This is a genomic window from Opitutia bacterium, from assembly GCA_016217545.1.
Taxonomy (GTDB): domain Bacteria; phylum Verrucomicrobiota; class Verrucomicrobiia; order Opitutales; family Opitutaceae; genus Didemnitutus.
This window is the reverse complement of the sequence record JACRHT010000003.1, coordinates 159,206-181,220: the sequence shown is the minus strand read 5'-3', so window position 1 is coordinate 181,220 and position 22,015 is coordinate 159,206. Positions and strand designations below refer to the sequence as shown.

General features: G+C 66.8%; 11 protein-coding genes. 4 read left to right on the top strand and 7 right to left on the bottom strand.

The genetic code is table 11. The features are described 5' to 3' along the window. Nucleotides 1-83: 83 nt before the first annotated feature. Entirely contained in the window at nucleotides 84-1,859 is a 1,776-nt protein-coding gene (locus HZA32_03350; GenBank protein ID MBI5423094.1) for a cytochrome C peroxidase, read from the top strand. Nucleotides 1,860-1,941: 82 nt separating this feature from the next. Here HZA32_03350 and HZA32_03345 read toward each other — a convergent pair whose 3' ends face one another. From HZA32_03345 to HZA32_03325, 5 genes are all read right to left on the bottom strand, one after another. After that, complete coding sequence (locus tag HZA32_03345; protein ID MBI5423093.1) at nucleotides 1,942-3,036, bottom strand: cupin domain-containing protein; 1,095 nt, start codon at nucleotides 3,034-3,036, stop codon at nucleotides 1,942-1,944. A gap of 219 nt (nucleotides 3,037-3,255) precedes the next feature. Then, entirely contained in the window at nucleotides 3,256-4,917 is a 1,662-nt protein-coding gene (locus tag HZA32_03340; GenBank protein MBI5423092.1) for a hypothetical protein, read from the bottom strand. 129 nt (nucleotides 4,918-5,046) lie between these two features. Then, nucleotides 5,047-5,838 (bottom strand): fumarylacetoacetate hydrolase family protein, encoded by a 792-nt coding sequence (locus HZA32_03335; GenBank protein ID MBI5423091.1) that lies wholly within the window; start codon nucleotides 5,836-5,838, stop codon nucleotides 5,047-5,049. Between the two features lie 64 nt (nucleotides 5,839-5,902). Further along, nucleotides 5,903-6,763 (bottom strand): hypothetical protein, encoded by an 861-nt coding sequence (locus HZA32_03330; protein MBI5423090.1) that lies wholly within the window; start codon nucleotides 6,761-6,763, stop codon nucleotides 5,903-5,905. A gap of 11 nt (nucleotides 6,764-6,774) precedes the next feature. Continuing rightward, nucleotides 6,775-8,742, bottom strand: a complete 1,968-nt coding sequence (locus tag HZA32_03325; protein ID MBI5423089.1) for a hypothetical protein — start codon at nucleotides 8,740-8,742, stop codon at nucleotides 6,775-6,777. 431 nt (nucleotides 8,743-9,173) lie between these two features. Between HZA32_03325 and HZA32_03320 the strand changes: the two genes are divergently transcribed. Next, entirely contained in the window at nucleotides 9,174-10,808 is a 1,635-nt protein-coding gene (locus HZA32_03320; protein ID MBI5423088.1) for a hypothetical protein, read from the top strand. 353 nt (nucleotides 10,809-11,161) lie between these two features. On the opposite strand, the gene HZA32_03315 is transcribed toward HZA32_03320, so the two are convergent. Together HZA32_03315 and HZA32_03310 are read right to left on the bottom strand one after the other, a co-directional pair. Further along, nucleotides 11,162-12,715, bottom strand: coding sequence for a lipase family protein (locus HZA32_03315; GenBank protein ID MBI5423087.1), 1,554 nt, complete (start codon nucleotides 12,713-12,715; stop codon nucleotides 11,162-11,164). Between the two features lie 587 nt (nucleotides 12,716-13,302). Further along, on the bottom strand, nucleotides 13,303-15,264 hold the full coding sequence (locus HZA32_03310; protein ID MBI5423086.1) for an ExeM/NucH family extracellular endonuclease: 1,962 nt from the start codon (nucleotides 15,262-15,264) through the stop codon (nucleotides 13,303-13,305). A 95-nt stretch (nucleotides 15,265-15,359) separates the two neighbouring features. Between HZA32_03310 and HZA32_03305 the strand changes: the two genes are divergently transcribed. Together HZA32_03305 and HZA32_03300 are read left to right on the top strand one after the other, a co-directional pair. Further along, nucleotides 15,360-15,980, top strand: coding sequence for a hypothetical protein (locus HZA32_03305; protein MBI5423085.1), 621 nt, complete (start codon nucleotides 15,360-15,362; stop codon nucleotides 15,978-15,980). Nucleotides 15,981-16,292: 312 nt separating this feature from the next. Then, on the top strand, nucleotides 16,293-21,953 hold the full coding sequence (locus HZA32_03300; GenBank protein ID MBI5423084.1) for a DUF4011 domain-containing protein: 5,661 nt from the start codon (nucleotides 16,293-16,295) through the stop codon (nucleotides 21,951-21,953). Nucleotides 21,954-22,015 lie beyond the last annotated feature (62 nt).

Here is a 22,015-nt window from a genome sequence, read left to right as displayed (position 1 = left end):
TCCGCCGCAACCTTTACCCGGCCTTAACAATTTTGCCGCGCGGCCTGCACACGCACTTTACCGCCCGGCGCGACCCTGGCGGCATGCTCCGTTTCACGTTCGCGTTGTTGCTCGGGACCGCCGCCGCTCTCGGCGCGGCGGAACTGCGCGTGCGCGTCGAGCCGCGCTGGGGCGACCGCGCTCTGCCGGGGCCATCGGCGGAGGTCGCGACACCGGGCGGTCAGCTCGTGCGCGTGACGCGGCTCGCGGCGCTGTTGTCGGATTTTCAGCTCCTGCGGTCCGACGGCGCGGTCGTGCGCCTCGAGGGGCAATACGGCTTCATCGACGCGGCGAGCGATCGCTTGGAAGTCGCGCTGACGAACGTGCCGGTGGGCGAGTATCGCGGCTTGCAGGTGCGCGTCGGCGTGCCCGAGGCGGTGAACCACGCCGATCCTGGACTTTGGCCGCCCGGCCATGCTCTGAATCCAACCACTAACGGGCTACACTGGAGCTGGTCGGGCGGTTACGTTTTCCTCGCCCTCGAGGGCTACTGGCGAAACGCCGGGGCGGTGGACTCCTCGGGGTTCACGTATCACCTCGCGAAAGAGCCGCAGCTGATGACCGTGCGCTTCCTCTCGGGGTTCACGGTGGCGCGAGCGACGCGCATCGATCTGGCGTTGAATATCGCGCCGCTGTTCAAAGACCGCCGGATCGCGGCGAGCGACGGCACCGCCTCCACCCACTCCGACGATCGCGATGCGCTCGCGACCGCGCTCGCGCGCAGCACCGAGCGGGCGTTTTTCTGGCTCCAGGCGGATGACTCCGTCGCGCCGTCCGCGCCGGAGCGGGGCACGGCGGCGGCGAAGAGCGCCGGCACGCCGTTCGCGTTCACGGTGCCGGCCGGATTTCCGCAGCCCGCGTTGCCGACGGACAATCCGTTGACCGAGCAAGGGGTCGAGTTGGGCCGGCGGCTCTTTTTCGACCGGCGCCTGTCGAGCAACGGGGAACAGTCCTGCGCGGGCTGCCACGATCCGCGTGCGGCGTTCAGCGACCGCGTCGCGCTCAGTCGCGGCACCGAGGGCGCGCTCGGCCAGCGCAATGCGATGCCGCTGTTCAATCTCGCGTGGCATCCCGCCTATGCGTGGGACGGCACCAAGCGCACGATCCGCGAGCAGGCGCTCGCGGCCATGACGAACCCGATCGAGATGAACGCGCGCGTTGCAGACGTCGTGGCCGAATTGAGCGACGATCCGCGCGTGCGCGACGATTTCGCGGCGGCCTTCGGCAGCGAGGAGATCACCGGCGAGCGACTGGGCCGGGCGCTCGAGCAGTTCCTGCTCACGCTGGTGTCGAACCACGCGAAGTTCGACCGGACGCTCGCGGGCCAGGCCACGTTCACGGCGCAGGAGCAGCGCGGCTTCGAGCTGTTCGTCACCGAATACGATCCGGCGCGCGGCAAGCGCGGCGCGGACTGCTTTCATTGCCACGGCGGCGTGCTCTTCAGCGATTTCGCGGTGAAGAACAACGGCCTCGATCTCGTTGCGGCCGACGCGGGCGCGCAGAACGCGACGGGGCGCGCGGATGATCGTGGACGCTTCAAGACGCCGGCGCTGCGCAACGTGGAGCTCACGGCGCCCTACATGCACGACGGCCGCTTCCAGACGCTCGAGGAAGTCGTCGCGCACTACGACCACGGCGTGCAGCGCGCGAGCAACCTCGATCCGAATCTCGCGAAGCATCCCAAGGCCGGTCTCGCGCTCTGCGCCGACGATCAGGCGGCGCTGGTGGCGTTCCTGAAGACGCTGACGGATCGGGAATTCACACGCGCGGCGCGTCCGGAGCGTCCACCGCCGGAGGTGAAGCTCGCTCTCGTTCCGTGAGGTAGGGCGCGACCGCTGGGCGCGCCGCGAATCACGTTTACGGCGGGCCCAGCGGTCCCTCCCTACCTCGTGCTTCGGAAGCTCACTCCTCGCCGTCGGAATATTCGACTTCGGTCGCGCGGAAGATTTTTCGCGGATTGGCGAAGCCGAACTTGCCCGAGTCGGGGTAGGACCAGAATTCGTTGAGCGGGTCGTCGGCGATGACGAAGTAGTGCAGGTCGACGTCGCCGGTGTTGCGGAAGCCGTGGCCCACGCCCGGGGCGGCCATGACGCAGTCGCCCGGTTCGACGGGGAAGGTGGCGTCGCCGAGTCGGAACTCCCCGCGGCCCTCGAGGAAAACGTAGAATTCCCACTGCAGGGCGTGCCAATGGAACGGGAGAAGCGTCGCGCCGGGAGGCACCTTGCCGAGTTCGAGATCGAAGGGATGGCCGCCCGCGTGGAGTGGCGTGCGGTGTTGCGCGCCGAAAGCGAGCGAGACGCCGCGAAACGAGCCGCGGAATTTTCCCTTCGGCGATTGCCAGTCTTCCCACGCGATGTCGTCGAGATTCTTGCAGCGCGCGGAGAAGGGCGTCGCGGGCGGCGGCAGCGCGGGGGCGCCAATGTTCGTATTACGAACATTGCCCGGGCCTGCGCCCGGTGCGGTTGGGGTGGCGATGTTCGTATTACGAACATCCGCGGCGGCGGTCGGAGCGGGGTCGACGGTGTCCTCGCCGTCGAAGTAGTCGACCGGCGTCATCTTGAAAAAGACGCTCGGCGTGCGCAGGCCCCACTTCTGCGAGTCGGGATACCAGAAGCCGTCGAGCTGCGGGTTGTCGGCGATGATGAAGATTTCGAGGTCCTCGCCGCCGGTGTTGATCAACTGATGCGCCTCGCCTGGCAAATGGAGGAAGCAATCGCCGGCGCGAACTTCGCGGCGTTCGTTCTCCAGTCGGACGGTGCCGGTGCCGCGACGGACGACGAAGAGCTCCCATTGCACGATGTGCGCGTGGAGCGGGCACACGGCGGCGCCCGGTGGGACGCGGCGCACTTGGAAATCGAAGGGGTGTCCGCCGCCCCAGACGCCGGCATTGCGGACGCCGCCGAGGGCGAGGGAGACGTTTTTCGCGAACGAGTGGAACTTGCCGGTGGGCGAGCGCTGTTCGAGTTCGGGGACGTCGCGCAGGTTGACTTTCAGCATGCGTGGAAGGGGTAGAGCGCGAGGATGCGCGAGCGGGCGAGCGACGCGCAAGCGCGCAGCGGGCGCGAGGCGCACAGTCGTGGAGATTTTCCGCGTGATGGCGCGAGGCGGGCGAGCCGCGCACAAATAGGTAAGGGCCATCGCCCTCAACGGCCCTGCGAAACGCGCACGAGAAGGGCGGTTGAGGGCAACCGCCCCTACCGATTGCGGGCGGCAGAGTCAGACGATCGAGTTCGGCGCGCCGCCGAGCGTGAGGCTCGAGTAGGGAAGCTCGGCTTGGACCCGCCAGCGGTCGCCGGTGCCGGGACCGTAGCTGAGCTTGCCGCCGAGTTCGATCACGCGGCGCTCGAGGTTGCGCAGGCCGTTGCCCTGTCCCTTGGCGGGGGATTGGGCGAGGGTGCCGTTGTTGATCCACTCGAGGTGCAGGAAGCCCTTCGTGGCCGAAAAATGCAGGGACGCCTGGGTGGAGCGGGCGTGGCGGAGCGCGTTGCTCGCGAGTTCGCGGCAGATGAAATAGAGCTGGGTTTGCGCGTCGCGGGAAAGCCCGTCGAGCGCGCCGTCGGCGACCTTGAGTTCGAAGGTGCAGCGAGCGACCTGCTGCATGTGCCGTTCGAGCCGGCTGAGCGCGGTCTCGAGGTCTCGTTCGCGCAACTCCTCGGGTTCGAGGTCGAGGATGAGATTGCGCAGATCGGAGGAGGCCTGCTGGAGCATCTTGTTGATCGCGGCGATTTGCTCCGGGCGCGGGGCGAGGCCCTGTTCGGCGCCGGTTTGCACGGCGGCGAGTTGGAGGCCGGCGGCGTAGATGGACTGGATGGGGCCGTCGTGGATGTTGCCGGCGAGGCGGACGCGGAGCGCCTCGTTGGCCTCGGCGTCGCGGCGCGAGGTGTCGGGGTTGGCGCGTTCGAGCTGGCGGCGCATTTCGTCCTCGAGCATGCGGCCCCAGCGGAGCTGGCCGGCGACGAGGCGCGCGATCTCGCCGAACTCGGTGCGGGAGTTGAGCAGGCCGGTCAGGTGCGAGGGCACGCGGCTTTCGAGGGAGCGCGTGATCTGGCCGAGCGGACGCAACACGAGGAAAGCGACCACGCTGACGAGAAGCGCGAGCGTCAGGAGGGCGCCGGCGAGCAGGAAAATCACGCGGCTGATGAAGGCCTGGCGCGCGGTTTCGAGCAGATCGAAGTTGAAGCGCAGATCGAGCTGCGCGAGCGGCTGGCCGTCGGGGCCCTTGAGGAGGCGACGGAAATCGTGCAGCAAGGGGACGCGCGGCAGGACGGCGTCGGCGGGATGCACGGTGATGCGCGCGCCGACGAGCGTGTTGAGCTGGTGAATCCATTGCTCGTCCCAGCGGCGGCCGAGCAGGAGGTAGCCGCGCACGGGCGTCTGATGCCGCCAGAATTTCGCGTCCTGGATCGCGGCGACGTAGATTTCCCAGAGCGCGCCGTCGATGCGGGTGAAATACCGGGACGTGTAGCGATCGCCGATCGCCTGGCGCAGCGCGGCGACGCTCGGGAAAGGCGCGGGCAGGCGGCGGTAGTCCTTGTCGATGGTGTGGACGAGCGCGAGGTCGGTGTTGAGGACCCAGACGGCGTCGCCGCCATTGGGAATGCCGACGATGTTGTCCACGTTGTTGGCCGCCCAAGTCTCATCGGGCTTGTCCATGAATTTCACCATGTCGTCCCACCAGGCGTAGCTGGAGACGAGCGACTCGAGCCCGGCGCCTTGCAGGCGGGTGGCGGTGTCGAAGCGCTCGTTGCGCTCCACGGAGAGATCCTGGAGCAGGCCCTCGATCTCGGTGCGCCCCTGCTGCAGCGTGATCCAGTAGAGCGTAGTGAAACCGGCGCACACGAGCAGCGTGACCAGCACGAGGCGGCTGAGGAGATTCATCAGTTGTGCCGCGAGAGGCTACGCGAGCTTGCGGGACGGTCAATGCAGGTTGCCTCCCTTCGCTAGGGTCAAAGCGCTCTAGGCGCAGCCGGGAAGAATGGCGCTAGCGGCGAGGCGGGCGCCGCGCGTTCAGGCGACGGGATTGCTCAGCGTGCCGATGCCTTCGATCTCGACGGCGATGGTGTCGCCGCGTTGCAGCCACACGGGCGGCTGGCGCGCGAAACCCACGCCCTCGGGTGTGCCGCTCAGGATGAGCGTGCCGGCGGGCAGCGTTTTGTCGGCGGTGAGAAACTCGATGAGCGTCGGCACGTCGAAAACCATCTCGGCGGTCGTCGCATCCTGCATGACGGTGCCGTTGAGCACGGAGCGGATGCGCAGTGTGTTCGGATTGGGCAGTTCGTCGGGGGTGACGAGCACCGGGCCGAGCGGGCAGAAAGTGTCGAAGCTCTTGGCGTGGTTCCACTGGCCGCCGCCCCATTCGCGTTGCCAGTCGCGCGCGCTCACGTCGTTGGCGCAGGTGTAGCCGAGCACGTAGTCGAAGGCGTCGGCGCGTGCGACGTTGTGCGCAGGTTTTTTCAATACGATCGCCAGTTCGCCCTCGTAGTCGACGCGGGTGCTCGCCTGCACGGTCGGAATGCGGATGGCGTCGCCGGGGTTTTGCACCGCACCGGGCAGCTTCATGAACCACATCGGGCGCTCGGGCGCCTGGCGTTTGCCCTCGGCGGCGTGCTTGGCGTAGTTGAGGCCGAGGCAGATGATCGTGGTCGGCGCGACCGGCGCGAGGAGCTTGCCCGGCGCGACGACTTCGTCGGTGACGCGCCACTCGCCGAAGAGATCGCCGGTGATGGCGCGCGCGGAGCCGTCGGGTTGCAGAGCGGCGTGGGCGGGGCCGGCGGGCGTGAGGTGGCGGACGATTTTCACGGGCGGAGAAAATAAAAAAGCCGCGTTGAGCGCAACGCGGCTTTGCGAGGAATGAACCCGGCGCTCAGGGCGCAGCGAGTTTGGCTTCGTAGTAGCGCTGTGCGTCGGCCGAGTGGAATTGCAGCGCGGGCGGCGGCACGAGGGTGCCGCCGGACTTCGCGACGGTCGCGAGGGTGTTGAGCAAGGTGCGCAGGCGGAGCACGCGGCGCGTGGACAGCGTGAGGGCGTCGTTCGGGCCGAATTTCGACTGGCTGAGCAGGGCGAGCTGATCGGCGGCGAAGGTGTCGGTCCAACCGTTGATCGCGTCCTGCAGCGTCTGTTGTTGGAACGCGGCGTCGGCAGGGAGCACGACGGCGAAGCCGGCTTTCAGTCCAATCCACGCGCGCATCTCGAGGAAGTAGTCGGCGACGTCGGGGATTTGCTTGGCGCTGCCCGCGGCAAAGTCGGCGAGCGTCTTCATTTGCGCGACGGCGTTGGCGCGCTCGGCGCGGAAGGCGCCGCCGGCGGCGAGCGATTGCTCGGTCCACCACTTGATCGTGGGGAAGGCGGCGGCGAGCGCCTCGTCGCGCGCGGTGGTAAATTTCGCGCCCTTGACCTTGTCGAACGACGCTTGGGCGAGCGCGAACTGGCGCTCGTTGAGGTAGAGCAGGGCCTGGCGCAAGTTGAGCGCGGGGCCGAGAACGGGGTCGTTCGGATGCTCCTGGAGAAACGTGGTGAGACGTTCGGCGGCGCTGGGCGACGGCTTGGGGCCGGTGTTGGCGTCGGCGGGCACGGTGGTGGCGAGCGCCGGGTCGGCCGAGACGAGCATCTCGTAGTTGCTGCTGCGGACGATGTCGCGGACTTGGTCGGTGGTGACGCAGCCGCCGAGGGCGAGCGCGACGAGCAGGGCGAGCGGGCGGAAGGTGCGGTGGACGAGCGAAGACATGGCGGAAGGAATCAGGCGGTTTGCGGGGCGAGGGCTTGGAAGGCGGCGATGAAGGTTGGCGAGGTCGGGTCGAGGGCGGTGAGGTTGCCGCGCAGGGCTTGGGCGACGAGGCCACCGAGGATCGGCGGAATGCCGGCAAGATCGGTGGACTGGCCGAGCTGGGTCTGCGCGACTTGGAGGCCGGAGCCGAGGACTTGGAGGAGCAGTTGCTGAACTTGCGCGGCGAGGGTCGGCGCGCCCGGCGAGCCGCCGGCGCGGGCGTAGGCGAGCAGCGTCTGGTTGGCGGTGTCGACGAGCAGGCGCTGGGCCCACGCGGCGTTGGCCGAGAAGGCTCCTTGCACGGCGGAGAGCACGGCTTGAGCGATGCCGTTGGTGGCGCCGGCGTAGAGTTGCGGGTTGCGCGAGATGGCGTCGATGACGGCGGAGGCGAGCGCGGCGGCCTGTGCGGAGGTGATCTGGCCGGCGCCGACCCAGCCGGCGAGTTGCGTGGCGACGGCGGTGACGACCGGCGCGAACTTCGTGGAGACGAGCTGCGGGTTTTGCGCGAGGGAAGTGAGCGCGGCGCGCAACGCGGTTTCGCCGAGCGTGCGCGTGCCGGCGGTGGTGAGGTTCGGCACGGCGGCGAGCGCGGTGAAAATCGACGAGGCGAGCGTGAGCGTCGCGGGGTTGTTGCCGACGACGAGGCTGGGATTTTTTGCGAGCACGCCGAGCGCGTCGGCGAGCAGGGCGTCGGCCGCGGCGGGCGTGAAGAGGTTGCGCGCGGTGAGTTGCTGCGCGGTCGTGGCGGCGGCGGCGAGGAATTGCTGGAGCCACGGCGCGCTCGTGAGCGTGGCGAGCTGCGCGGGATTGGCGGCGACGGTGTCGATCGCGGCGTCGGCGAGGCGGTAGAGCGTGTCGCTGGAGAGGAACTGCGCGTTCGGCGTCTGCGCGAGCTGGCCGACCATCGCGGTGAGCACGCCGGAGAGCAGCGGCTGGCCGGGCGCGAGGAGCGTGGAGCCGTGTTTCTCGAGCGAGGTGAGGCCGGCGCGGAGCAGGTCGCCCCAGTGGTCCTGGAGGAATTGGCCGAGCGTGGGATTGGCGGAGTTCTGGATGATCGGCGCGGCGGCGCGCAGGACGTCGGCGGCGACTTGCTTGAACGACGCGGCGCTCGAGGCGTCGAGGCGGTCGGCGGCGACGAGCAGGCCTTGGGAGAGCAGCAGCGGCACGCCTTTGCCCTGCATGAGGCCGAGGAGGAAATCGTCGGGCGTGGGCGAGGCGGCGCGGGCTTTGACCAGCGCGTCGAGCGTGGCGTCGAGCCAGGGATTCTCGCTCGGGAGCGCGTGCGCGACGTCGAGGGCGGAGTTGAGCGTGATGCCCAGTGCGGTCTGGAGGAGGGGATTCCAGCTTTCGAATTGGTCCCACTCGGGTTGCGCGAAGCGTTCGAGCACGGACTGGACGACGCCCTGCAGTTTCTCGTCGCGGACGAAGAGCGCGGTGTTCTCCGCGCCGAATTCCAGCAACGTGTCCGCGACGGCGAGGGCGACGCGGCCGGTGAAGCCGATCTGGTCGTTGCTCGGGCCGGCGCTGAGCGCGAAGGCGGCGACGCGCACGCTGAGGTCGGTCCAGTCGACGTTGGGAAACGCGGCCTGGAGTTGCGCGAGGTAGGCGGCGTCGGGGTTGAAGGTGGTTTTCGCGACTTCCTCGGGGAAGTATTTGAGGAAGAGCTGATCGAAGACCGCGGTGGGATTGTTGGCCTCGGCGGTGAACGTCCCGCGGTCGGCGCCGAACGGATCGGGGTCCTGTCCGGCGGTCGCGTTGAGTTGCTGGAGCGCGAGCGCGCATTGCGCGGGGAGGTTGTCGACGCGGACGGTGGGCATGCCGAGCACGAGCTGGGCTTGCGCGGCGGTTTTCTGCGCCATGAGGCGGTCGAGGCGGCCGCCGAGTTTGACGATCTGCTGGACTGCGGAGAGGACCAGCGAAGCGCTGCCGGGGAGGATCATGGGAGGAGCGGTGGGGGTGTGGCCGCGCGCGGCGCAGGCAGGCAAGGTGCGAGCGAAGCGGGCGGGCGGGTTGGCGTCGGACGGGAGTATGAGCCGGCGTGGGCCGGAGGGGTTGTGCTACTCGCGAGGAGTGGCGTGGAGGTGGCCCGTGATGCGCGCATCATTTCCGGCGCGGTTGCGACTGCAAGGGCACAATGCGCGGTGGCGCGCGGGCCGTGCCGCGAGGCGCGGGAAATCGGGGAGGAGAGCCCGCGCTTGCTTTGCGGCGAGGCGCGCCCTTCGTTCGCGCGCGGGCCAGCTTCTTTCCACGCACCCTTGCGGCTCCACCCTGAAGACTGTCGCGCGCCATGCGCGAGTTCCGGACGGAGCCGTCGATCCAGTTTCCCGGCGCGGCAGGGCCATGGCGCGCCGGGTGAACCCGAACCACACCCATGAAATCCACTGCTGACCACCACATGCCCCGCGTGCCGCTCGCGCGCTGTTTCGTCCTCCTTGCCGCGCTTTCCGCCGGCGCCGCCTCGTTCGCCCAAGCTCCCGCGGCTGCGCCCGCCACCGCGGCCGGCCCGGCCCCGGCCGGTTTCGACAATTGCCCGATGATCGGCTGGCCGGAGCTGCTGCCCGCTTACCTGAAACCGGGCGCGGCGTTCCCGATCGACGATACGAAAAACATGCCGACGCCCGACTGCGCGTTCCATCAATGGTCGTGGGAAGCGTTCGTCTGGGCCACCGCGCTCAACACCAACGGCGTGCCGCGTTTCATGACGCTGCCGACGCCCGCCGATCTGTTCACCGACGCCAAATCCGCCGGCGACATCCATCCGCGGAAGCTCAAGCTCGGCCACCGCTCCCTCGAGGCGAAAGCCGACGGCTCGTTCACCGAAACCGCCGGCGCGATCGTCGAGGCCGACGGCAACATGCTCGTCTCGCCGAACGGTTATCCCGTCTACGCGTCGGTGCACATGAACCCGTCGTATTTCGCCACGGTGAAGCGCAACCTCATCGCGACCGGCGGCTACACCAGCCAGCCGGCCAACGACTACTTCGACCTCGGCGCGGCGGTGTTCAAGGCCACGTGGCTCCGCCTAGATCCCGGCCAGCAGCCGCCTGCCGGTGCCTACGTCACGCAGGCCGAGGTGCCCGTCCTCACCGTCTATCGCACGAAGAACAGCATGACCGTCGCACCGAGCGGCCAGACCACCACGGTGAGCGTTGCCCTTGTCGGCCTCCACGTCGTCGGCTACACCGTGAACCACCCCGAGTTTCTCTGGGCAACCTTCGAGCATCAGGACAACACGCCGAAGTTCCCCGACAACACCTGGGACGCCACCTCCACCGCGAGCGACCCGAAGAGCTACACCTTCTACCAGGCGAACACGCCGTGGCAGAACGTTAACTACAACCAAGGCAACCAAGCCGCGCCCTACCTGCTGAAGTTCGACCTCGCCTCGCAGAAGTTCACGACCGTCACCGTCCCGATCAACGGCCCGAACTTCACGACCACCGGCACCACGCGCTCCGCCTCCGTCGGCACCAACGTCGTGCTCGCGAACCAGACCGGCAGCGAGACCAACTCCCCGCAGGGCCCGTCCAACATCGCCTCGCTGAACAAGTCCGCGAAAACCTTCTACGCCGGCCTGCCCGCACCGCAGAACACCTTCGGCAGCTACTTCCTCGTCGGCACCGTGTGGATGCTCCCGAACACCTACGTGCCCTCGAACCCGAACGCGCTCACGCTGAACAACACCAACGCCGTCGGCTCCGTGAACCTCGCGAACACGACCGCCGAGACGTTCTTCCAAGTCCCCGCCGTGCAGCCGTCGAACGCCGTGCCGACCACCGGCGGCAACACGATGCTCAACTGCTTCCTCTGCCACAACGCGACGTCGTATAACTTCCAGAACAACCCGCCGAAGCTCCCCGCGCGCCTCGTTGCGGTCAGCCACGTGCTCGGCGCCGGCTCGCCCTACGCCGTGCCGAACGTGATGCCCGTGCTCGTGCCGCAATCCGCGCCGCCGCCGACCACCGAGGTCAAGACGCTCGCCGCGCCGGCGCCGCGCCGCCAGTAGGAGGCTGACGCTTCGCCGGTTACTTTGGGTCGCGTTCGGCGGTCGTGGTGCGCACACCGCGAACGCGATTCAGGGCCAAAGCCCCGCGGGAAACCGCGGGGCTTTTTCGCGCGCGGTGAATGGCCGCGCGCGCCGCACCGCGCTTTCTCCGTTCCTGTAGGAGCCTGCTTGCAGGCGACCCAATCGCTCGCTGCGCGCAGCCTTCGAGCCGCAGGCTGACGCGTCGAGGTGGAGCGCATTGACCTCAATGCGCTCAGGCGCTCATCGAGCGGTGAGAAACGCCGAACGCGTTGAGGTCAACGCGTTCCACCTGGTTTGCTTCGCGTGCATCTCAATCCATTCTGCGCGTCGACTCAGGAATCGTTCGAGGCCTTGAGTCGCGCGATCTGTTGCACGAGGGCCTGTTGGTAGATCCACGGCATGTGCTGCCAGAGCGGCGCGAACATCCCGAGCGTCGCCGCGTCCTCATCGGCGTAGGGCGTGATCGTCCACGTGTCGGCGGGCGGCACGTAGTCGTTGGGCATGCCGGGCGTCGCCGGGAGGAACAGATAGGCGGGGAACTTAAAGACCGGCTCCGGCGGCTTCGGGCCGGGATTGGGCGCGGGCGGCGTGGGTTTCTTGCCGAGCGTGGGCAGGTGCAGGCCGGATTTTTGTTTCTCAGCTTCGGTGGCAGCGGTAGCGGCACTCGGCGCCGGGTCAGGCGATGGCACCTGCGGCAGATTGTAGAAACCGTCGGTGGCGGGCGTGGCGCCGGCGGTGATCGGTCCGCCTTCGAGATAGATCTCGGAGCCCATGTGGACGAAGTTGAACGGCGGGATGAGATTTTTCGCGATCCACGCGATGGGCCCGAGTTTGCTGGCGAGGAATTCGATGCAGCCCTGGTAGTTCAAGGCCTTCAAATTCTGCAGCGTCAGGCCGACCTGCGGGATCGTGTCGAGGCTGTTGACCACGGCGTAAATCCAGCCGGGGCCGAACGCGATGCCTTGCGCGCTGGCGAAGTAGTCGTTGCCGGGTTTCGGTTGCGCGAAGGCGTAGAGCTTCACGCGGAACTCCGCGTTCTTGATCGGCTGTGTTTGCAGCCACGCGGCGCAGAGCGACGCCATGCCGGCGCCGAGGCTGTGGCCGGTGACGTAGAGCTTGATCGGGCGGCCCGCGGCGCGGCGGCCGATCTCCTCGAGCAGGCCGGTGAGCGTGTGCTCCTTGCGCTCGAGGACGTTCTCGACGCGCTCCAGCAGATTCGTCGGCGCGACGGGGCTGACCGCGGCGAAGTCGAGCGACTCAAGCGCGACGCGGAAGCCGCCGTGCACGCATGCGCGCTCGGACACGCCCGGGATGTTGCTCGGGCAATACCAGCGGTTGCTCACTTTGACTTTCTCGATGAAGTGCGCGACGACCGCGGGATGCTTCGGCGGCGGCGCGTTTTCCTCGCCCGTGAGCACGGGCGGCGTGAAGTCCCCGACGGTCAGCGGCCCGGCGGGCACGAGCAGGCAGCCGAGATCTTCAAGGACGTTGCCGGGCGTGATCGTGCCGCGAAACGCGAGGCAGTAGGCGTCGGCTGCCGGATTGTAGGTGAGGAAAGCCTGGTTGGCGAAGGAGAGGTTGCCGTCGCCGTAGGAGACGACGATCGAGCGTTCCCACGTGGGATTGTCGCCCGTCCACAGGCCCGCGACCCAGCCGGTCGGCCAGCGATCGGGAAACAGCGAGGGCATGATCGGCCCCGGACTGGAATAGGGCAGGGTCGCGACGATCGGCGACGATGTCGCTGGCGCGGTCGGATCGAGTTCGGAGAACTTGTGATCGGTGTTGTAGCGCGGAACGAACGCCGACACGGCGGCGGCGAGACGGAGGATTTCGAGGGCTTCGGCCGGATCGTAGCCGGGCCCGAACGGGGGCAGGTTGGTTTTCATGCGGGAGAAAGGGGCCGGAATCGACGCGCGCGGGCACGGCCGACCCTTGCACGCGGGAAACGTGAAGGGCTTGGAGCACAACCGAGCGCGCGCGGAATCGGAAGCGGGGTAAGCGCCGCGCATCCGGTGAAACGGCTCTGTGCCGGGGAGCGGGCGGACAGGGGCCAAGTCAACCGGTCACGAAATTCGAAGCGTGACGGCGAAGAGAGGATGCGTGGCCCGCGCCGAAGTTTGAGCGCGCAGCACTGAAGGCAAGGCGAATACCCGCGAACCTGCCGCGCGGCTGGCGTTTCCCGTTGCGATGGACCGGCGGCGTCGCGCGCGGCGCGAGCGCGGGGACGGTTTCAGAAATCGCGTGGCCGTTTCTTTGGGGTGTCATCGCGAGGCGCGCGATGCCGTGCCGTGGCGATCTGTTGAGGTTCGCGAAAGTGAGTCATGCCTTGGGGTGGAGCGGATTGACCTCAATCCGCTCTGAGCGCGTTGGGGGCAACGCGCTCCACCGGCGTTACCGACTTACGCGAAACTCGGTGACTGAAAACCAGCTCGGTTGCTTCGTCGCTTCGCTCCTCGCGATGACAGGCGGGCGGCTACCGAATCTTTGAAACCGCCGTAGCCCGGCGCGCGACGAGCAGGAGCGCGAAGACGATGGCGAAGGGCCAACTCGCGGCGCCGCCACCGCCGCCGCCACCGCCCGAGGACGAAGGCGTGCTTGGCGTCGTGGGCGTGGTCGGCGTCGTGGGCGTCGTGGGCGTCGAGACGCGGAGCGTGAGGCCGACGATCACGGGGTCGTGGTCGGCATAGCGATACGGCGTGCCGACGTTGAGCGCCTGTTGCGCGGTGGTCTTGCTCTCGACGTTGTAGTCGAGCCAGTCGGGTTCGTCGGCGTTGACGTGCCACGTCGCGGCGCCCGCGACGCGGGGCAACAGCGAGGCGTTGGCGAGCGCGTGGTCGAGGTGGCCGAACGCGCCGCCGAACGCGTAGGAGTAGCCGCCGGCGCCTTCGAAGCGTTCGGTGAGATTCGTGTAGCCGGCGCCGGTGAGCGCAGTGATCGCGTCCTCCTTCGCGTAGGCGTTGAGGTCGCCGATGATCAGCACATCGGGATCGCCGCTGCGTGTGGGATCGGTGGCGAGCCACGCGGCGAGGGTCTCGGCTTCGCGCTTGCGCAGGTAGCCGTTCACGCCCTGGCCGTCACCTTGGTCGAGATTCGGATTCGGCGTGCGGCCGTCGGTGGAGGCGGCGCTGGTGGCGGCGGTGGACTTCGAGCGGAAGTGGTTCAGGCAAACCGTGAACACCTCGCTGGTGCTGCGCTCGCGGAAAGTTTGCGCCAGCGGCGGACGGGCGAGGCTCGTGAAATATTGGTTCGTGAGGGCGGCGGGGGCGCCGACGAGCTCGACGGTTTGCGTGCGGTAGATGAACGCGCAGTGGATGAGGTCGGTGCCGTTGTCCACGCCGCTCGCGTCGACGGCGGCGTAGGTCGTGCCGGAGGGCGCGGCGGCGTTGAGCGCGGCGACGAGGTCGGCGAGCGCGCTGCCGGAGGCGAAGCCGTCGTTCTCGATTTCGGTCAGGCCGAGGATGTCGGGCGCGAGGCGCGTGAGGCCGGCGACGATCTTGGCGCGCTGGCGGTCGAATTCGGCGCTGGTGTCGGCGCCGCGCGAGGTCGGGAAGGTCGGGCCGTTGAAGAAATTCAGCACGTTCGAGAGCACGACGCGCAGCGTGCCGCCGACGGCGGGCGGATCGGCGCGGGGGTTTTCGTCGACGAAGGTCGGCGCGCTCGTCGGCTCGACGAGGTAGAGGCCGAAGCGCTCGTCGAGGATGCCGCTGAGGCCGGTGACCGTGCTGCCCGCGCGGCGCGTGTCGCCGCGGCCCGCGCTGTCGGCGAGGTAGGGCGTGGCGGCGCGGTAGGAGGTGTTGCTGGCGTCGTTGAGGAGGATCGAAGCGAGGAAGTTGGCATTGTCCTGCGCGACGGCGGCCGCGCCGGGCGCGGCGATGTTGGTGGGCGTGGAGACGCGGCCGAGCGAGAGCGTGAGTTCGCCGTAGCGGCCGAGGTCGTAGTTGTCGGTGACGGTGAGTTTTTGCCCGAAGGTGACCAGCATGCCCTCGTAGCGCTCGGCGAACGTCGTGCTCGCGAACGGCAGGGTCACCGTGACCGGCGTGGGCAACGAGGCGACGGCGACGTGGGTCAGACCGGTGAGGTTGTTCAGCTGTGTCTGCGTGCTCGGCGCCGTGCCGGCTTCGGCGACGGTGCCGGTGACGCGCACGACTTCGCCGACGACGACCGGAAAGGAGGTGTTGGCGACAAAGATTCCCTCGGAGGTTTCAGGATCGGCGTCGGTGTCGTTCTGAGTGGATTGCAGATAAAAACCGCCGAGTCCGCCGGTGCCTTGCGCGCTGAGGGTGACGATGCCGTCGACCGTCTGCGTCGTGCCGACGAGCGGGCTGGTCGTGCCTTTGCCCTGAATGGCGTTGATGGTGGCGGCCCGGGCCGACGCGCAAGCAAGCGCGGCGACCATTGAGGCGACGATGAACCGCAGGGACGCAGGGGCGGACATGCCGCGATGCAACCGGCGCGGCCCGCGGCCGGCAAAGAAAAATCCCGCCGTCGGCGACTTGCCTTTCGTTCCGCGGCTCGCTCACTCGGCGGCTGATGGCCCCGCCGCGCCGCAAAAACATCTTCCGCCTCGCCCCGCCGCCGCCGATGACGATCTACGTGCGCAGCGGTTTCCTCCGCGTGCTGACGGAGGAGTTCGAGGCGCTGAAGGTGAAACGCGCTGCGCTCGTCGAGGACAAGGTCGAGGCGCACAGCCAGGGCGACCTGCGCGAAAATTTCGGTTTCAAGGCCGCGAAGGACGCGATCCGCGCCGTCGATCGCAAGATGGACGACCTCGACCGGTTTTATCGCCGCAACACGTTCATCGAAGTCGATCCGGCGGCGTGGCTGACCAAGCCGACGGACTTCGTGCAACTCGGCCACGTGATCAAGATCGAGAAGCAGGACGTCGGCGCGAAGCGGAAGGACAGCTTCAAGTTCCTCGTCGCCACCTACGGCGAGACGAAGACGGACGAGGAGACTAACATCGAGTGCCTCCCGCACAGCTCGCCGCTTGCCGCGGTGTTGCTCGGACTGAAGCCCGGCACGCCGACGCAAGTGCAGCTCCCGGCTGGTCCGTCGATGCTCACCGTGCTTTCGATTCGCAATCCGACGCAGGCCGAGCTCGATCGGTTGCTCGCGCCGATCAAAGCGCCGGAAATGGAGGGGGAGGAGTAGGGCAAAGTAGCGCCAGCTTCCAGCTGGCGTGGAGCGGAGTAACGCGACGCCTGGATTGGAGCGCGAATTGCTGCGGGAGGCGTCGCACGCAATTTCAATCTGAATTTCGCAGTCGGAGTGGGCCACAAGAAGCACAAAGAGCGCAACGATCCCGATCGGCTTCACCAAACCACGACGAGGGCACGGCGAAGCTGATGAAGGACGTTACACGAAGGCGACGAATGATGCTGGGCCGAGCGTGTAGCCCACGCTTGCCACGCGCGCATGGCGGCGCTTCGCTGCGAGCTTCACGGGCCGCAAAACTCCTCCGCTATGAATCCACACGATTTCTCCCGTGTGCGGCTGCCGCTTGAAGCTGCGCTGCTTGATCGTCTCGCTGTTGACCTTGCGGTGTTGGCTCCGGAAGAGAGAGTTGCACTCGCTCCTGATCAGATACGTCGTCAATTGCTCGGCCGGGCAGTGCGACTGACGGATGCGATGGCACCTGTAGCGGTGCGGACAGCGGAAGCTGTCCGTGCAGAGTTCGGGCTATGCGCTCCCGTCGAGATTTACCAGTCAGCGGGCCGTGAGAACGCAGCCATGCATCTATTGCGCGACCCCATCCTGATGGAAATTCAGGGACGACTGCTATCGTTGTTGGATGAGGGGGCGTTGCGCGCGGTGATTGGACACGAATTCGGGCACTACATGGCCCACGGCCCGGACTCGTTGCGTGCGGAGGTAGGGGCTCAAGCTACAACACTCGCACTGTCGGATTCGGTCGCTCCCGAATTGTCTATGGCAGCTTCTTGTCTGTGCATGGCGCGCGAGTTGACCGCCGATCGCTTCGCCTTGCTAGCCACGCGCGATTTGCATGCGCTCTTGAGGTTGGAGATGGTGGCCACGACGGGATTGCCGGCCGAGGCACTCGGTCGCGATACGGAAGGCTATCTCGACCAGTGTCGTGAACTTGTCGAGGCATGCCTCGATGAGGCCGACACGGCGATGGGCGTGACGCACCCGGAGCATGGCGTGCGTGCATGGGCCGCGTGGCTTTTCAGCGAAAGCGACCTGTTTCGCGAAATGACCGGGGCCGGTCCGGGCACGCGTCCAATCGCGGAGGTGGAGGCTTTGATCGAGCGGGTTCTCCGCCGGCCTGGAATCGACGGATCCTACCATTATCTGGATGTGCCTCCTCCTGAACTGCACGAGGCGGCCTTGGCCGCTGCGGCTTTGGTCGGTTCGGCTGACGGTGTGCTGGGGGACGAAGAGGCGGAGGCGATCGAGAAGACTTTCGCGGCGTTGGTGCCGGAGTGGCGACGCTTTCTCGAACCTGCGTTCGCGGCGCAGCGCTTGCAGGAACTCGCGCCGGTCGCGGCGGCATTCGGGCCGGGATTTCAGCGTCCGTTGTTCAACCTTCTGATGAACGTGCTAGTCGCAGATGGCGTGGCTGAGGCGGCCGAGTTCCAGCGCATCACCGAGATCGGCAGGATACTGGGGTGCGAGGAATTGTTTGAGTCGCTGATGCGTGGTGCGTTGCGCCGTCTGACGGTGGAGCGTCGCGAAAACGTGGCGTCGAAACCGCTGCCGGTTAGCGCGCAGGACGCATTGCAGGCACTGGACTCATTCCTCGTGGCGACTGTGCGCAGAGGTGGTGGCCAGGTGACCGTGCGTCGTTTGCTCCGATTGCTCGGTGCAGGTTCTCGCGAGCCTGAATTGCTGCACCGCATTGCCGCCGCCGTGTCCCGCTATGGTCTCAAGGCCTCCATCGATCTGGCCTCGGCCGGTCTGGAAGACAGCGTTTCGCTCCTGCCTGTAGCCGTGGTTTCCGCGAGCGACGCAGCAGTGCGCCCAACGCCGGGCGCACTGGAAAGGGCGATTCAACGCCTGCGGGACGAGTTGATCAGTGGAGATGGACACAGTCCGTCCGTGCGCTTGCGCGAAATCCGCTCCGGCCGATCATTTGATTTAGCCGAACTCAACCGGATTTCGGTTGGGCAGGCTGAACGGGTGTTGGCGATGCTGGGTGGCGGCAAACGTGCGGTGTTGGTGGAAGGCGAACAAGTGGGGGCGTCTCGGGAAGCGGAGACCTTGATGAGGCAGGTGGTCGAGTTGCGCCGTGAGCACCTCGCTCGACTGGAAGAAACCGGGGCTCGCGATCTTTTTCTCGGGACCGGGTTCATTTGCGGCGCGGTGGACGGTTACGTGGTGCGCGCGCCGTTGCTGCTACAGCAGGTTGAATTGGAGCGCGCCGGCGAGGGAGGAATTGCCCTCGTGCCGTTAGCGGACGAACCACCGATTGCCAATCAGGCGGTCCTGCGCGCCGTTTACCACAAGGCTGGGCTGCCATTTGGTGAGGAGACGGCCGCAAAACTGGCTGCGCTTGCGGGCGACAGCACCAAAGGGGTGGCCGCGTTGGTGGAGCACCTACGTGGAGCAGGTATCGATGTCTTCGAGGTCACGCCTGACCTGCACAAGCTCGATCCTCTGGCGGATGCGGTTTACGAGTGGAAAGGACGGCGCCTTGAGTTGGAGGCTTGTGCAGTGGTGGGTCTTTTTCCGCAGTCAAATTCGGAGTTGCTGGAGGATTACGAGCAATTGCTGGCTGATATCGCCAAGCCAGGTGCTGATCTGGGCGAGCTGCTCGGTTGCGCGCGGGAATTGCTGCCGGCGGCGCTGAGGGACTCATTACGGGTGAGCGAGCGCGCAGCGCGCGAACTGCACTTGCCCGTGGTGCCGGTCATCCCGTCTGATCCGTCGCAAGTGGCCGTCGTGCGCATGGCACGCGAAGTGCCGGCACTCGTAGTCGATGGTCCGCCGGGCACTGGCAAAAGCCAGGTGATCGTCAATCTGGTCGCTGATGCGGTCGCGCGGGGTGAGCGCGTCGCCGTGGTCTCGGAAAAACGCGCGGCACTCGACGTCGTAGCCAACCGACTGACCCATGCTGGACTGGGAGAATTGACCGGAGTGGTGCATGATGTCTTCGAAGATCGGAAGACACTGTATCGCCGTATTAGCGCCCGATTGACGAAAGATGCGGCGGAAGCCGGAGCGCCCCAGGCGTCTGTGGCATCCGGTGATCGAGAAAGCATCGCGCGTGATCTCCGCCAGCGCATCGCGCATCTGCGACAGGCAAATCATGGTGAGCCCACACTCGGCGCGTTGGCGGCATACGCCGCGGGTTTTCAGGTCATGGTGCCGACCGCGATGCCCCGGCTAGGACATTTGACAGCGAAATCGGCGCTGCAATTGGCGCGAGTCGCGGACTCCGTGCGCCCGTGGTCGGCATTGTTATTGCCCGGCAGCCCGTGGCGACCGACCGAAGGGCGTCCGGTCCGCCGCTCACTGGCTGGCACCACACGGGAGGAGCGGGCGGAAATGCGAACTCTGCTGTCCCGTGTCGTGCAGACGAAGGAGCGGGTTGAACGAGCAGCGACAGAGCAACCTGCCTCTCCATCCGCGTGCCTTCAGTCCGCGCCGATCATGCGCACGGCGCTGGCCTCATTAGGGCGGCTCACCAAAATCGAACCCTTGGTGGCCCAGCTTTTGGGCGCATCCTCGGATGACAGCGCTCGCTCGCTTGCGGGCTTGCGGCTCGAATGGCAGGCGGAAGCGGGAGTGTGGCAGTCGGAGCCACTCCCGGTGCGGATGCAGGTTGATCCCGATTTGGAGCCCGCGTTGGTGGTCCTGCTTGCGAAGGGGGATTCGTTCCTGCGCATCTTTTCACCGGCATGGTGGAACGCGCGGGGTGCGGTGCGTAACCGCTTGCCTCTGGTTTGGCCGGATGCCGTCGGGCGTCCGCTGGATGTTCCGCTTGCGCGCGATTTACATCGTCGCATGCGACTCGCACGCTTGTGGAAGCGATTAGATGACGCAGCGGCGCGAGACGGGTTGCGCGATTGTCTTTCGGGGGATGCGCGAGAGATTGCGCGCATTCTTGATCGGGCCGCCGACGTGGCGGAACCGGTTCTGGCACTACGGAATGTTAGGCCGGTGCTCGAATCCTTGAACGCTTGGGCGCATAGCGACTTCGAAAGGTGGTGCTCGCTACTCTCCGCGCGGTTGGCCGCAGCCGAGGCGCAGCAGGCGCACGAGGTTGCCGCCAGAGAGGCTTCGGGTGTCTTTCATGGCATCGATGCAGCGACCGGAATGGAGCAACTACAGCAGTTGCTTGCCAAGTTCTCTGAAGAAGCAGACCGAGCGGCTGACATGGATCGCGTGCTCACCACGGCCGAGGCAATCGACTCACAGGGGTCTCTTGTCCTCGCCCTCTGCAGCGAGGCCGGACCGGAGGTCCGTTGGGGGGACATTGTGACCAAGGCTTGGGCAACAGCGCGGGTGGCGGCACACGAGGGTCTGCCTCCGCGCTTGCGCGGGGCGGAGTGCGATGACTCCGGCACGCGCCAGTTGGCCGATGTTCTCGATGCGGACGCCATCGGACGTCGGCAACTCGCCGTCGCACGGGCAAACGAGACGCCCCTGATCCGGTTGCCTCCGCCAGAGAAGCACGCCCGCCGCACGCTTGAGCAGGCGGCAAAGGAGAAGTTGCAGCGTGAAGCGGCGAAACAACGGGCATTGATGCCACTCAGGACCTTTGTCCGCACTTACGCCGATGCTGGATTATTTGATGCGCTTCCCGTGTGGTTGCTTTCGCCGGAGACGCTTACCGTGCTTTTTCCCCGCCGCCCGATCTTCGATCTGGTGATATTTGACGAGGCGTCGCAATGCACCGTGGCCAGCGGCTTTCCCGCATTGATGCGGGCGCGCCGGGTGGTGATTGCAGGCGATGATCGACAGATGCCCCCGACGTCCTTTTTCAAGGCGGCACCCGACGAGGAGGAAGCGGAGACCCAGGCAAGCCAAGGCGAGGCGGCTGATTTTCTGGATGCGGAGTCGCTTCTGACTTTGGCGCGGCAGCGCGCGCCCAAGCGCAGTCTCGATTGGCACTATCGCTGTCGTGAGGAGGAGCTGATCGCGTTTTCCAATCATGCGATGTATGGCGGCGCGTTGCTGACCTGCCCGTCGCAGGCCACGCCTTTGGTTGAGCCTGCGTTGCGCTGGGTGGCCGTAGCCGACGCCGTCTATGCGGAAGGCAGAAACGAAAAGGAGGCGGAGCGGGTGGTCGATCTCTTGCATGATGCGCTCAGACGGAAACCCGCTCCAACGGTCGGTGTGGTGACTTTCAACCTGTCGCAACGGAGGACGGTGCTCGATGCGATTGACCGACGCCGAGCCAATGACCCGGAGTTCGCGCGAGTCTTCTCAGAAGCGGAGACCCGCGAATTGCTGGACGATCGTCCGTTTGTGAAGAACATCGAAAACGTCCAGGGCGACGAGCGCGACATCATCATCTTCTCCGTCGGTCATGCTCCTGTGGAGCGCAGGCATCGCACTCGTGGGGTAGAACGATATGTTCCGGCCCGATTCGGCCCCGTGGGACAGCGTGGCGGCGAGCGCCGCTTGAACGTGGCCGTCTCGCGCGCTCGGGCCGAGGCGCTGGTTGTGGCTTCGTTCGAACCATCGATGTTGAGCGTGGCACGAGCGAAGAACGATGGTCCGAGGCTGTTCAAGGCATACTTGGAATATGTCTATCATCTGTCTGCGAACTCGCGGACGCTCGCGCACCGGGTGCTCGATCTCGTGCGCTCCGCATCTGAGGCGGCGCGAGTGCAGGCCGTCGAACCGTTGCCGAATTTTGTGCCTCTATCTGGCCAGATTGCGGAGGCGCTCCTCTCCAATTCGCGCAGGGCCATTGTGAAACTCGGATCCTCCGGCTTCCGTGTTGATGTCGCCGTGGAGGGGAAGAATGGACGCGCCTACCAGCTCGCCATCCTGTGTGACGACGGAAGCTACGAAGATGGCGCATTTCGGCGGACCCAACGCGCGGCTTTGTTACGGCGGCGTGGCTGGAGAATCGTTCACGTGGACAGCGTCGAATGGATGGAGAACCGGCACGCGGTGCTACAGAGAATTGATCGTGCCTTGATGGAGTGAAAAAGCCCCGCTGTTTGGCGGGGCCTTGAATGACAACGGCAGTTTGCGGCGGGTCCAGCGGT

Coding starts and splice junctions, on each gene's coding strand:
- HZA32_03340 (MBI5423092.1), bottom strand. CDS start 4,917: ATGAATCTCCTCAGCCGCCTCGTGCTGGTCACGCTGCTCGTGTGCGCC.
- HZA32_03315 (MBI5423087.1), bottom strand. CDS start 12,715: ATGAAAACCAACCTGCCCCCGTTCGGGCCCGGCTACGATCCGGCCGAA.
- HZA32_03325 (MBI5423089.1), bottom strand. CDS start 8,742: ATGATCCTCCCCGGCAGCGCTTCGCTGGTCCTCTCCGCAGTCCAGCAG.
- HZA32_03320 (MBI5423088.1), top strand. CDS start 9,174: ATGAAATCCACTGCTGACCACCACATGCCCCGCGTGCCGCTCGCGCGC.
- HZA32_03330 (MBI5423090.1), bottom strand. CDS start 6,763: ATGTCTTCGCTCGTCCACCGCACCTTCCGCCCGCTCGCCCTGCTCGTC.
- HZA32_03305 (MBI5423085.1), top strand. CDS start 15,360: ATGGCCCCGCCGCGCCGCAAAAACATCTTCCGCCTCGCCCCGCCGCCG.
- HZA32_03310 (MBI5423086.1), bottom strand. CDS start 15,264: ATGTCCGCCCCTGCGTCCCTGCGGTTCATCGTCGCCTCAATGGTCGCC.
- HZA32_03300 (MBI5423084.1), top strand. CDS start 16,293: ATGAATCCACACGATTTCTCCCGTGTGCGGCTGCCGCTTGAAGCTGCG.
- HZA32_03345 (MBI5423093.1), bottom strand. CDS start 3,036: ATGCTGAAAGTCAACCTGCGCGACGTCCCCGAACTCGAACAGCGCTCG.
- HZA32_03350 (MBI5423094.1), top strand. CDS start 84: ATGCTCCGTTTCACGTTCGCGTTGTTGCTCGGGACCGCCGCCGCTCTC.